7 protein-coding genes are annotated in these 14582 nt (G+C 34.0%); 2 read left to right on the top strand and 5 right to left on the bottom strand.

The window, feature by feature from the left end; all coding sequences use genetic code 11:
• Positions 1-110 precede the first annotated feature (110 nt).
• Both ACHRVL_RS11345 and ACHRVL_RS11340 read left to right on the top strand, forming a co-directional pair.
• Entirely contained in the window at positions 111-3629 is a 3519-nt protein-coding gene (locus ACHRVL_RS11345) for a malectin domain-containing carbohydrate-binding protein (protein ID WP_395412801.1), read from the top strand.
• Between the two features lie 256 nt (positions 3630-3885).
• Entirely contained in the window at positions 3886-6303 is a 2418-nt protein-coding gene (locus ACHRVL_RS11340; RefSeq protein WP_395412799.1) for a sugar-binding domain-containing protein, read from the top strand.
• 93 nt (positions 6304-6396) lie between these two features.
• Here the strand turns inward: ACHRVL_RS11340 and ACHRVL_RS11335 are convergent, their stop codons facing one another.
• The 5 genes from ACHRVL_RS11335 to ACHRVL_RS11315 form a co-directional block, all read right to left on the bottom strand.
• Positions 6397-7017 (bottom strand): hypothetical protein, encoded by a 621-nt coding sequence (locus ACHRVL_RS11335; RefSeq protein WP_395412798.1) that lies wholly within the window; start codon positions 7015-7017, stop codon positions 6397-6399.
• 172 nt (positions 7018-7189) lie between these two features.
• Complete coding sequence (locus ACHRVL_RS11330; protein WP_395412796.1) at positions 7190-8524, bottom strand: hypothetical protein; 1335 nt, start codon at positions 8522-8524, stop codon at positions 7190-7192.
• Between the two features lie 29 nt (positions 8525-8553).
• Positions 8554-10932, bottom strand: coding sequence for a TonB-dependent receptor domain-containing protein (locus ACHRVL_RS11325; RefSeq protein ID WP_395412793.1), 2379 nt, complete (start codon positions 10930-10932; stop codon positions 8554-8556).
• A gap of 318 nt (positions 10933-11250) precedes the next feature.
• Positions 11251-12258, bottom strand: coding sequence for an FAD:protein FMN transferase (locus ACHRVL_RS11320; RefSeq protein ID WP_395412791.1), 1008 nt, complete (start codon positions 12256-12258; stop codon positions 11251-11253).
• 96 nt (positions 12259-12354) lie between these two features.
• The gene (locus tag ACHRVL_RS11315) at positions 12355-14538 is read right to left on the bottom strand and encodes a PepSY domain-containing protein (protein WP_395412789.1); all 2184 of its coding nucleotides are present in this window, start codon (positions 14536-14538) and stop codon (positions 12355-12357) included.
• Between the last annotated feature and the right edge of the window lie 44 nt (positions 14539-14582).

Raw genomic sequence — 14582 nt, 5'->3', positions numbered from 1 at the left:
GGAATTTCTAGTATGATTTCTCCTTACGTCGAAATGACAAAAAAACGAGGTAAGATTCGTGGAACAACTTAAACAACCTTATATCACTTATATGGTTCAATAAAAAAAATATGAATAGATTAGTTTTTTTTATTTTTTGTTTTTTTTCAAGTATATGCTTTGTTTGGAGTCAAAGCACAAAAGGTTCGGCGAAAGTTCGAAAGGAAGTTTCGCTGAACTCATCTTGGGAAACCATTATTTTGGATAATCCGCAAGACGAGAAATCTTTTGTGGAGAATCCAAAATCAAATAAATGGTTAAATGTAAATATTCCTCACAATTGGGATCAGTATTATGGTTTTAGAAGAACAAAACATGGAAATTTGCATGGTACAGCTTGGTACAAAAAGACTTTAAAATTTGATAAAAAAGACGTTTCAAAACAACTTTTTCTATATTTTGAAGGAGTAAGTTCATATGCAACTGTTTGGATTAATGGTAAGAAAGTAGGTGAACATAAAGGTGGACGAACTACTTTTACAGTAGATATTTCAAAAGCAGTTTCTTTTGATAGAGAAAATACGATTTTAGTAAAAGCAGCGCATCCCTCTTTTATTGCAGATCTTCCTTGGGTTTGCGGAGGCTGTTCTGGCGAATGGGGATTTTCAGAGGGTTCGCAGCCAATGGGAATTTTTAGACCTGTTACTTTGGTCATTACAAACGACGTTAGAATTCAGCCGTTTGGAGTTCATATCTGGAATGATAAATCGGTTTCCAAACAAAAAGCGATTCTTCATACCACTACAGAAATTAAGAACTACGGCATTTCACAACGAAATTTGACAATTGAAAATATTCTTCTGGATGCTTCAGGAAAGAAAGTTGTTATTATAAAAAGCGATAACAAAATCAATTCAGGAGAAACAAAAGAAATTGCGCAGACAATTCCAGAGATTTTAAACCCAAAATTATGGTCGCCATCCAATCCGTATTTGTATAAATTGGTGACTTCAGTTTATGAAAACGGAAAAATAATAGATCAGTTAACAACGCCTTACGGAATCCGTTGGGTGAGCTGGCCTATTAGTCGTGACGGAAAAGACAACCGCTTTTTTATCAATGATGAACCTTTATTTATCAACGGAACTTGTGAGTATGAGCATTTAATTGGAAACAGTCACTCGTTTTCAGATGAAATGATTCATTCTAGAATTGAACAGATAAAAGCGGGCGGATTTAATGCGTTTAGAGAAGCACATCAACCTCATAACTTAAAATATCAGCAAGAATTAGACGAAAACGGAATCCTGTTTTGGAGTCAGTTTTCAGCGCATATTTGGTATGATACGCCTGAGTTTAAAGAGAACTTTAAAACCTTATTACGAGAATGGATTAAAGAACGCAGAAACAGTCCGTCGGTAGTAATGTGGGGATTACAGAATGAAAGTACGATTCCGAAAGAATTTGCTGAAGAATGCACGAAGATAATTCGTGAAATGGATCCGTTGTCAGCTTCACAACGTATTGTTACAACTTGTAATGGTGGTGAAGGAACTGATTGGAATGTAGTTCAAAACTGGTCTGGAACGTATGGCGGTGATCCGTTGAAATATCATCTGGAAATGACGACTCAGTTATTAAACGGAGAATACGGTGCGTGGCGTTCAGCCGATTTACATACGGAAGGCGAGTTTGATCAAAAAGGAACTTTAAGCGAAAACCGTTTTTCTCAGTTAATGGAAATTAAAGTTAGAGAAGCCGAATCTGTAAAAGATAAAATTGCGGGACAATTTAACTGGCTTTTTGCTTCGCACGAAAATCCGGGAAGAGTTCAAAACGGTGAAGGTTTTAGAGATATTGATAAAGTTGGTCCAGTAAATTACAAAGGACTTTTTACGATCTGGGGCGAACCTTTGGATGCTTTTTATATGTACCGCGCCAATTATGTTTCGAATAAAAACAATCCGATGGTTTATATTGTTTCGCATACTTGGCCAAGTCGTTGGGAAAAGCCAGGAATCAAAAACGGAATCGATATTTATTCGAATTGTGATGAAGTAGAATTATTTAATGACGTCAATAAATCTTCTTTAGGAAAACTAAAAAATCCAGGAATTGGTCAGCATTTTCAGTTTAATAATGTCAATATTCAATACAATGTTTTGTATGCGGTTGGATATGTAAACGGAAAAGCAGTTGCCAAAGATTATATCGTTTTAACTAATCTGCCAAAAGCACCAAATTTTGATACATTAATAACTGATAAATCTGATATTGCAAAAGCGAAAAGCGGTTACAATTATATTTACAGAGTAAATTGCGGTGGTTCTGAATTAACAGATTCATCAGGAAATACTTGGTTGACAGATACGCACAAAAGCGGACAAAATACTTGGGGTTCGTTATCTTGGACAGATAATTTTGAAAAATTGCCTGATTTTTTCGCCAGTCAAAGAACTACTTTCGATCCAATAAACGGTACAAAAGATTCAGAATTATTCCAGAGTTTTAGATATGGAGTTGATAAATTGCGTTACGAATTTCCTGCACCTGACGGAGAATATTTAGTCGAATTATATTTCACAGAACCTTGGTACGGAACTGGCGGAGGTTTAGACTGCAAAGGATGGCGTTTGTTTGATGTTTCTATTAACAACAATGTTGTTTTAAAAGATTTTGATATTTGGGCAGAAGCTGGGCATGATAATGCATTAAAGAAAACTTTTGTTATAAAAAGTATAAACGGAAAAATTGTGATTTCGTTTCCTAATGTAAAAGCTTCGCAGGCAATTATTTCTGCGATTGCGATTGCGATAAAAGATAAAAGTGTAAAGCCAGCAGATGAATCACCAAAAAACATTCAGAATGTAAGTTTAGATTCTAAAGATTTTAAAATTGCCTCTTGGTTGGATATTAATTCAAAACAATTTATAAACTCAGAAGTGATTTTTACCGAATTGCCTTCGGAAGTTTTTGGAGCAGATTATTTGCAGTTTTCAATTAATTCTAAAAATAAAGGTTCGTTTACTGCAAAAGAAGATTCCGAGTTGTATCTTTTTATTGGTAATAAAAATTTGAACTTAGAGAAGTTTTCAGATTATAAAAAAATAGAAGAAAAAGCGAAAAATAGCAGTGGAATTTTATTTGATGTTTTTACTAAAAAGGTAAAGAAAGGCGAGAAAATTCTTTTTGATAATACTGAAACAAATTTTACAATTGCAGTTGTTCCAACCTATGATATGGGTGAGAAAGACGATTCAAGACCAGTCGTTATTATTGAAGCTGAGAAGACAAAAACAACGGGAGACGGAATCGAAAAAGGAAATTTCAAAAAAGCTGATTTTATTGAATTCACAAAAAAGACTAACAACAGCATTGAGTTTGAAGTAAAACCGGGTGTTGCCGGAATTTATTTAATGCGTTTCCGTTTTATGAATAGAAATGAAACGCCGTTAAAAGTGAAATTCAAAATGGAAGATGCGTACGGAATTTTAATGCGAAACGATATGATTGAGTTTTTTCCATCGCCTGAAAAATGGAAGATTTTGAATACAACGTCTGGTGGATATATTAATGCAGGAACGTATAAGATTACATTGGAAGGTGATGATTTGAAGGGATTAATGTTGGATAATTTCGAATTTCAATAGTTTTTTTGAGGTGCAAAGGTTCAGAGAAGCAAAGGGACAAAGGTTTATTCTGTTTGTCAGGCTGAGCGAAGTCGAAGCCCACGCAAAGCATTTAACCTAACACTTACCACATTCAGTTTGTCATTTCGACCGAAGGGAGAAATCACACTAGAAACTCGAAAAAGATTGGCGATTTGCAGTGCGGAATGCCGTGTGTGATCTCTCCCTTCGGTCGAAATAACAGAGAAGTTAGTAGAGTAGTATAAAAAACATATTTATGATTAAACATAAAAACATATTTCAAAAAATAGTAATTGCGTTATTGTTTTCAGTATCAATTTTTGCACAAAAACAAGCCAGAATTGTAGAAGACTTCAACAAAAACTGGAATTTTAAATTAGGCGATCATCCAGAAGCAATAAATGGCAATTATAATGTGTCTGATTGGAGAATGCTTCAATTGCCGCATGATTGGAGTATTGAAGGTGCTTTCGATAAAAACAGTAAAACGAAACAAGCACAGGGATTTCTACCAGCAGGGAAAGGTTGGTATCGTAAGGCTTTTAGCATTCCTGCGAATTGGAAAAACAAAACCGTTTCGATTGAATTTGATGGTGTTTTTAAAAACAGTGAAGTTTTTATAAATGGAAAATCTTTAGGAGTACGTCCAAACGGATATATTTCTTTTCGTTATGATTTAACGCAGTATTTAAACTTTGGAAAATCAAATACGATTGCTGTAAAAGTTGATAATGATGCACAGCCAAACTCTAGATGGTACACAGGTTCTGGAATTTATAGAAATGTGCGTTTGGTTGCAAGCGAAAAACTGCATGTAGGGAAGTGGGGAACTTTTGTTATTACGCCAGAAGTTTCGGCAGCAAAATCAAAAATACATTTAGAAGTTACAATTGATAATGATAATGCTTCTGCAAAAGAATTTAAATTGGTTACTTCGATTATAAATGCAGAGAATAAAGAAGTTGCTAATTTTACTTCAACAGAAAAAATTGGTGCTAAAACATCTGAAAAAAAGGTTCATAATTTGGTTTTAAATCAGCCGAAATTATGGAGTACAGAAAATCCGTATTTGTATAAAGTTATTACTAAAGTTTACGAGAAATCGAAATTGATTGACAATTACGAAACGCCTCTTGGATTTAGGTATTTCAATTTTGATGCAGAGAAAGGATTTTCTTTAAACGGAGTTCCGACGAAAATATACGGAGTTTGTCTGCATCATGATAATGGCGCTTTGGGTGCGGTAGAAAATATTCATGCCGTCAGAAGAAAACTGACTTTAATGAAAGAAATGGGAGCCAACGCTATTAGAATGTCCCATAATCCACATTCTTTGGAAATGATGCAATTGTGTGACGAAATGGGATTCATTGTTCAGGACGAAGCTTTTGATGTTTGGAAAAAGAAAAAAGTGACCAATGATTATCACAAAGATTGGGACGCTTGGCACAAACAGGATTTAGAAGATTTTATCAAAAGAGACCGCAATTATCCATCGGTAATGATGTGGAGTATTGGTAACGAAATCAGAGAACAGTTTGATTCAACTGGAATTGCAATTACTAGAGAATTAGCTAAAATCGTAAAATCATTAGATACAACTCGCCCTGTAACTTCGGCTTTGACTGAAAATGTAATTGAGAAGAATTTTATTTACCAATCTGGAGCTTTGGATCTTTTAGGATTCAATTACAAACACGAAGATTACAAGGATTTTCCAACACGTTTTAAAGGACAAAAAATATTGGCATCAGAAAGTGTTTCGGCTTTAGAAACACGCGGGCATTATGATTTTCCTGATGGAATTAAAGCGTGGCCAACAAAACACGGTGCTCCGTTTGACGGAAATGCCGATTGGACGGTTTCGGCTTATGATCAGGTGAAATCGTATTGGGGAGCAACGCACGAAGAAAACTGGAAAACTATCAAGAAACAGGATTTTATGGCGGGAACTTTTATCTGGACAGGTTTTGATTATATTGGAGAACCTGATCCGTATCCGTTTCCTGCGAGAAGTTCGTATTTCGGAATTGTTGATTTGGCTGGACTTCCAAAAGATGTGTATTATATGTACCAAAGCGAATGGTCGACAAAACCTGTTTTGCACATTTTTCCGCATTGGAATTGGAAAAAAGATCAGGAAGTTGAAGTTTGGGCATACTACAATAATGCCGACGAAGTGGAATTATTCTTAAACGGAAAATCTCTTGGAAAGCAATCAAAACAAAATGATGATTTGCATATTTCATGGAAAGTGAAGTTCGAATCAGGAACTTTAAAAGCAATTTCAAGAAAGAATGGAAAAGTAGTTTTAGAAAAAGAAATCCACACAGCGGGAGAAGCTTCTAAAATTGATTTAAAAGCAGACAAAACAATAATCAAAAATGATACTTACGATTTGGTTTATGTAACCGTTTCTACAGTTGATGCAGCTGGAAACTTATTACCAAACGCAAGAGATTTAATTAATTTTGAAGTTACCGGCGGCGGAAAATTGGTTGGAGTTGATAATGGTTATCAAGCTAATTTAGATTCTTTTAAAGCGAATTCCTGCAAGTTATTCAGCGGAAAATGTATTGCAATTATTCAATCGAATGGGAAGAAAGAAGATATTCAGTTGAAGGCTACTACAAGCAGTTTGCCAGTTTCTGTTATTGAAGTAAAAGTACAGTAAACGCTCTCTCGCAAAGTTAGTGAACCATATAAGTTATGTAAGTTGTTTTAAGTTTTGGCTTAATTGAACTTACATGACTTATATTTTTTTGAACTAACTTATCCAATTTTCCCATTGTACAATTATTTTCCATTTACCGTTTATTTTTTTCAAATATATGGCTTGTCCACTTCCGCATAAACCACCACATTCGTAATCTAATTCGACATATGCATTTTGTTTGTCAGCAGAGAAAATAGGTATCGTCATTTCATAAAATCTTGATCGTTGCCCATTTTTACGTCTAATTTTTGTTTTTTCAATTGTAGTTGTATTTAATTTTTCAACTATAGATTTTGCAATTTTTAGTTTATCTGGATTTGAATTTTGTTCTAATAGATACAAAGAATCTTTAGAGGAGAAAAAAGTTTGCCCTTTTATTTTACTAGGTACTAATTGAGTAATGTATATACCACCAGAGAGAGGAGGAAGTAGTATAAAATCTTTGCTGTCTTTTTTCTGAGGAATATTTATTTTTATCTTTCTAAGTTCACTGCAAAACATTGTTGAATCTTCACTTTTAGAAAAAACATTTAAACTGTCCTGAATTATAATTGCTTCTACAATTTCGTTGATATCTTTAATTTGCTCAGAAGCTATGCTGGTTTTCTCTTTTTTGTTTTGACAGCTCCAAACTGCAAAAATAAGCACTATGTAAAGAATTGGTTTTTTCATGTCTAGATTTTAACGTCTTAAAGTAAAAGTAATGAATTAATGTTATCTTCTTCAAGCAAATATATTCGAATCAAATTCTTGTATAAAAAAATATTCCGCCCCAAAATAGGAGCGGAATATTTACCATTTAAAAAAAAATCAAGAATTATCGCTATAACTCAAGTTATCATTATTAGAAAACACCAATGTAGTGGTTTCCTGGTTTGTTAACCAATTTAGCACCTTTTGTAACAGCGCCTGTTGCAGCATTAATAATGTAAATGTTTCCATCTTTACCAACTGGTGTAACTGCAATGTATATTTCGTTTCCGTCAACTACAAAACCTTGGTATTGACCAAAATCTAAAGCCGTATCATAAGCAATACCTTCGACTAGTTTAGCTGTTTTTGCATTTAGATCAATTCTTGCTACATAACCTTGGTTTGTACCTTCGTAAGTATAAACGGCATAAGCAATTCCGTTTCCTACATATCTCCATGCATCAATATAAGAACCTTTAACTCCAAGAGCTGTATCTAAACTGAAAACATAAGAGTTATCATATTCATTGCTTTGGTTGATTTTTAAGATGTAAGAACCTTTTTTAGTATCTCTTTGAGTTGCTTGGTAGATGTTTCCATCATTTGCTACAAAACTGTTGAAACTTCTGTATCCGCTTGTATCTCCAAAACCAACTGTCGAAGTAATTACTTTAGGGTTTTGTAATGAAGGATAATCAACAACAACAGATTTAGATCCTAAACGCTCAAAATCACTTTCGATCAATCCTGTAGAAGGATTCGTTTTACGCATCCAAGTTCCAATGATTAATTTGTTTCCTGCTTTGTTTAATGTTGGTGCATCTAAACGGAAAATATGGTGACCTAAAGCTTCTTCAGCTGCAGTTAATGCAATTTCATATTGTCTGTAATCAGAAATTAAGAACTTTTGTAAATCAAGACTTAAAACGGTTGCAGAACCTCTTGTATATTTATATGTTTTTCCATCTGCTTGTGTAACAACTGTAGGAGTAGTTACGTTTACTGCTACACCAGTTTTATCACCGTCAAAAAGTTTTACCCATCTAGGAGATGTTCCAGCATATTGAGAGATATTTACTGTTGTTCCTGATTGTGTAAAGCTTTTTCCTCCATTAACTTTGTAAGTCATGAATTCACCACCATTAGCACCAGTATAGGTAATATTAAAAAGTGTGCTTCCATCAACAGACGATTGTAAACGAGCTGTTCTTGTTGATTGTACAGGCTCACCATTATCAAAAGCATTAATAGAAATGTTTGGGTTTTTCGCATCTTCTTTGCTAACAGAAAAAACTCTTGTACCACCGTTTCCGTCTCCAGGATTCGTTTGCATTAAAGCTCCTGCAACCGTTATCCATCGGTTTTCAGTAACTGGAGGCAATACAGATGGTTCCTCTTTATTATCATCACTGCTGCAGCTTGTAGTAAGTGCAAATGTGGTTAAAACCAATCCACATGCAAGTAGTTTAAATGTACTTTTTTTCATATCTATGTGTATTAAAAATTATTTATTTACTAAAATTTATTGAGGGTGTAATTTAATTTTAAGTAGAAACCTCTTCCAGGTTTTTGAACAGCAAAGTTGTCGTAGACCTGAACGTTTGTAATGTTTTTGACATCAAAACTTGCTATAAATTTCTTGTTTGGAAATGTATAAGTTATTCCTAAATCCTGCGGAAATTGATTAGGTGTCTGATCATTTTCAGTTTCTTGCCATGTTGTATAAAATGCACCTACATAGCCCGCATTGTAATAGAGATTTAATTCTGAATTTTTTTGTAGGATGTCTTTAAAATTATACTGAATATTACCGTTTACAGTAAAATACGGCTCATTTGGCAATTGTTGATTGTAGTATTCTAGCAACAGTCCTTTTTCATCGTATTTCGTTTTATACAGTGAATTAAATTTCGACATATTCATCGATACGAATAATCTGTTATTATTGGAGTATTCAGCCGAAAATTCATAACCCAAAGATTGCGCTGTTCCTAAATTTACAAATGGAGATGTCTGCAAGGCTTCATTTACACGGTTACTAAATGCGAGTATAATTTTATCTTTAGAATTTCTCCAAAATCCAGAACCGTTAAAACTAAATTTATGATTGTTAATTTTATACGGCCCAAAGCGTAAGCCTATATTTAAGTTATCACTTTGTTCCGGTTTTAATCCACTATTAGGTGTTTGATTTTCACTAGGATTACCAAATATTTCGCCTTCTGACGGAAGTCTTATTGCTCTTTCTGCAGATAAATTGAACATCAATTTTGGAAAAATAAAATAGGAGGAAGCTAGTCCATAACCGTAAAAAGTGGTATTGTTCTTTTCTAATTTTTCTTGAATAGTGGTTTGCTCTCCAGAATTAACTATTACAGGTGTTCTTTGTTCTGTTTTTTGATCGTATCTTTTTCCAAATAAGCTTGTTCTTAATCGAGAATTAAACGCTTCTAGTTCGTAAGCCAATGATAAAACGCTTTTTTCAAGGTCTCGTTTTTGCTGAAAATTCCTTTCCAGTTCAGATTTCATTTCGTCATAATCGTCTCGCTCAAAAGAGTAAAGCATACTGCTGAATACAAACTTATGATTCTCATTCAGCGAATAATTTAAACCTCCTCTGGTACTAAAAATTTTACTATTGATATGCAAAATGGTAGGTGCACCTTGTTGCGCTCCGTAAGGTGATAAAATAGGTTCACCGCGAAGTCCCAATGTTTTTTCATTAAACCAATTGTAATTCCATTTAACTGTATCGCTTAATACTTCGTTTCTTTGGCTGAAAACAGAATTAACTGTAAACTCAAGTCCTTTTACCAGAAAATCTTTTTTACTGTAATTAATGCTTATTACTTTGGCATCAGATTCGGTAAATCGACCTTTATAAGGTCTTGACATTGCCTGTCCGTGCTGGATTTCATTATAATCATCAGAAGTATTAAAACCTATCAAGAACGTATCTGCCCAATTAACATTTGTAAAACCCGCTTCGATTCGACCTCCGTAAGAACGGTATGCATCTTCAAAACGTTTTGCTTTAATAGGTGTTTTTTGTCCGTTTGATAAAATGTTGTAGGCAAATTTCCCCCAAATTTCATAGTCATTATCAGAGTAATTATAAAAGCCGGAACCTTTTAAAGTAAAACCATTTTTATCTCGATAAGTGGTATTAAAATTAGATTGAATAGTATTAAATGAACCATAAGATACAGATGCGTTTAGGGTGTTTTTAGCTCCTTTTTTTAGGATTACATTAATTGCACCGCCTAAAGCATCATCTGCCAAATATGCTGGAACAACACCTTTGTAAACTTCAATACGCTCAATTAATGCTGGCGGAATACTGTTTAAGCTAAATGATGAACCGTAGGTTGAAATTGGAATACCATCAATAAATATTCGGATTGAATTACCCGTCATTCCGTTTAGGTTATAATTTACACTTGAACCTAAACCTCCGTTTTGTCGAACACGAACACCAACTGATTGCGCTAATAAATCATTAGTTTGAATGTTTCTTTTTGCTGCCTCTTGAGTTTCGATTACGTTTACCGAAAAGCCTTTGTCTATAATCTCTTTTTTAGCCGTCTTTTTTGTGATTACAACTTCTTTTAAATGTTTAGTATCATTTTTTTTCTCTAACGTAATAGCAACTTGATGTGAAGAATGATTTAAATTTACTTCGATCATTTTTGTATTTGCTTCTAGTGAAGAAACTTCTAAAGTGTATTTTTTAAAAGGAAGACCTTTGATTTGAAATTTACCGTCATTGTCAACAATAGCGAATTTTTGTGTGCCAGAAACCAATACTGTTGCTCCAAGAGCTGTTTCATGTTTGCCAAATGTTACTTTTCCTGTAATAGTGCCGGTTTGTGACCATCCCGTTATTGTGACCATTAAAAAGATAAAATAAATAAACCTCATAACTGCGTGTAGTGAATAAATTGTGCAGCAAACTTATGAGTTTATTTAAATTTAATCTAAATAAACGAATTAGAAAATCATTAGATTTACATTAGAAAATCATTAGAATAACATTAAAGTTTCTAATGTTGAGAAAACAAGGAAAACAGAGGTCTTAAGATAAAATGTAAGTATCTTGTTATTAGTTTTTTACTTGTTTTGTGTGTGGTAAGATAGAACAGATAAAACGAGAAAACAGCTTAAAAAGTATCAATAATCGAATATTTTAATCTTTAAAATTAGAGACTATCCTTAAAGTTTTGCCTTGAAATGTTTAATGTTGAAGTTCTTCGATTTGATCACTTTTCCGTTGTCCGTAATCATAAGACAGCTGTATTCTGGAAATTTTTGCAGTAAGAGCAGACCGTCCTTTTGACCTAGTACCATTAATGAAGTGCTTAATCCGTTTGCGGTTTCTGCATTTGGACCAAAGATGGTAACACTGCATAATCCAGTTACAGGATAACCAGTTGCAGGATTTATAATGTGAGAATATCGTTTGCCATTAAAAACAACAAACTTTTCATAACTGCCCGAAGTAGTTACTGCACCTTGATTTAAAGGTACAACTGCCAAGAGTTTTTCTGGTTTAAATGGATTTGTAATGCCTATTTTCCAGTCTTCTCCATTTGGTTGTTTTCCCCAAGTACTCATATCTCCAGAGCCGTTAATAATACCTGCTTTAATGCCTTTTTCAAGCATCATTGTACGGCATTTATCGGTAGCGTAGCCTTCGCCTAAAGCGCCAAAACCAATTTTCATTCCTTTTAGTTTTAGAAAAATAGTCGATTGCACACTGTCAAGAATAATGTTTTTGTAACCAACTTTTTCTACAGATTTTTTTATGGCTTCCGCGGAAGGCATTTCGGTCATTGATCCGTCAAATTTCCAAATTCTATCCATCGCAGCAAAACTTACGTCAAAGCCGCCATTTGTTATTTCAGAAAGTTTAATTGCTCTTTGCGTTAGTTCAAAAACTTCTCGGTCCACTTTAATTGGTTTAATTCCTGCATTCTGATTGACTTCAGAAACCTGCGAAGTTGATTTCCAATCTGAGATTAAATTCTCAATTCGGGTAATTTCGGCAATTACTTCGGTTATTTTTTTTTCAGCAGTTAGAGAATCTTTGGCAACAATACTAATATCAAAACGACCGCCCATAAGCAGTGTCGTTCTTTTTCGTAAAACCTGCGAATGTGCTGATAAACCACATATTAGAACAGAAAGAATTAAATAAAGATTTAGGTTTTTTCTAAGCATGAAAAATCTTTTTTGATAACAATTTTATAAAAGCGATGGCGAAGCGATATTTTTAAACTCCAAAATCTACAATCTACAATCTACAATCGATACAATCTAGTAGCAATCGGTTAATAATTGTCCGTTAGTTTTATAATCTGCTAAACTTTTAGTTCCATTTGCGAGACACAATTCATCAAGAATAGTTTCAACATCTTTTTGCATGGCAAGTGAGCCGCAAATCATAATGACGCCGCCTTGTTTTAGTAAATCTACAAAAAACAGCGCATCTCTTTTTATAAGGTCCATTACGTAAGTATGTTCAGCCTCTCGCGAAAATGCCAGATGAAAACTTGACAACTTTTGTTTCTGAATCATTTCACCTGTAAACTTTTTGTAACCCGTTACAGTTTCTGTCTCCATTCTAAAACCGCAATACAAATGTGTTTCGGTTTTTTTCTTGTTTTGCTCGATCATTCCAAGAAAAGGGGCAATACCAGTTCCGTTTGAAATTAAAGCTGCTTTTGGAGCTTTTGTTCGAAAATGAAAAGCTTTATTATTGATAATCCTAGCCTTAATTACATTTCCGGGAGCAAGATTATTTAGGTAACCAGAACCCAATCCGTGAGGATGGAGCTTTACAACTAATTGTACATTTCCAGAATGATTTCCAATCGAATATAGACGCTCTCGCGTGTCATTAGCAGGATAAATAGCTAATAAATCTCCAGAGTTAAATTTGGCGCGCATATTAGCACGTAATGTTACCAAAAAAGTATGTTCTTCCTCAGAAATTGCTGTTTTGTCTAAAACCATTAGTTTCTGCAAACCTTTTGGAACATGATTGTATAAAGAAGGGGTTGTTGCTAATGGAATTCCAGTTTCAGTACTCCATAATTTTACCCAATTTACAAACTCAACTGCCGATTTATCATTTACAGTCTGCATTTCTAAAACGCGTTCTGTCCAGTTTTGATTTTCTAAAAGCTGATCGATCTCAACAGCAAATTTGCAAAAATCAGGATAAGCAGTAGAACCAAAACCAACTACTGAAAATTTAATTTTCTGTTCTTGATTTTGTTTTTGCAGCAAGGCTTTAAATTTGCTTCCGTTTGATGGTGGATCTCCCAAACCATGTGTTGAAGAGAAAACTATAATATGTTCTGCTTTTGGATAAATAGAAAAACTATTAAGCTCTGTGATAAAAGCTTTTTTTCCTTGATCTAGTAATTGTTTGTGAATGGCATTTGCAAATCTAAAAGAGCTTCCGTTTTCAGAACCTACTAAAAGTATGTAGCTGCTTTCGTGTGCTTTGAATTTGTTTTTGATTCGGCTTGACCTGCGTTTTAAAGTAATCGCAAAACCCGAATAAATAAAGAATAGAATATTTATACAAGCAATGGCTAATATTACAGCCCAAACAGCATTAATTCGTCCTGTATGAAGATCAAGGCTTAAAGCGGCAAACTGAGCAGTAATTGGAGACTGTTTCTCTGTAACTATAGCTCCTGTAACTTGATTTACTTCAATTTCTTTATTTTTTAATTGTATAATATAAAACTCTTCTGGATCATCAGTAAAAGGAAATTCGATTTTTTTTACATCCGAAAGAAGCGTGCTTTTAAAGATTGAAGTTTTTTTAACTTCTGCTGAAAGTTCCGTTTTTACAGGTTTGGCTTTTTCATCGCCCATAAAAAAGTTGAATCTTTCAAGCGTTAAATAAGTTCCAGTCAATGCGATAATTAGAATTGGAATTAAAGTCAAGCGCCCTAAAACCACATGGTAATATTGGGCAAAATACTCTTTAATAACTTTGGAGAAAAAATTACGAATTCCTCTTTGTCTGTTTAAAACAAGAGCAAAGCCTGAAATAGAAATCAGGACTAGTAAAAAGGAAATAATGCCAACGAAAAAACGTCCCGCTTCATGTAGGTTTAAAGAACGATGAAAAGCCGTTATCCATTGAATAAATTCGCTTTTTTTTGCTGGTGTCCCTAATGTTTTACCTGTTCTTGGGTCAATATAAGCGTTAATATCATTTCCATCTTCATCAATTGCCTGAAGCGTTACAAATTGATTATAATCAACACTCAGTTCTGTAATTTCTGGATATATTTTTTTTAATGCCGGCAGCGTTTGCTCTAAGGTTATGGCGTCAAAATTCTTGACTTTGTACGGAAGTGTTTTTTCCTGTACAGCATCAACGGCAAGGATAATACCTGTTACAGAAGCTAAAAGCAGAAATATCGAAGAAAATAGGGCTAAGGCCAAATGTGCGTAACGCCAGAATGAAAGAGTCATTGAGTGTAATCTATTGAAATGTAATCAAATGTTTTAAGCTTTGC

Origin of the sequence: Flavobacterium sp. FlaQc-28 (assembly GCF_044007415.1) — a bacterium.
In the GTDB taxonomy this organism is placed as follows: Bacteria; Bacteroidota; Bacteroidia; order Flavobacteriales; family Flavobacteriaceae; genus Flavobacterium.
This window is presented reverse-complemented; position numbering and strand designations above follow the sequence as displayed.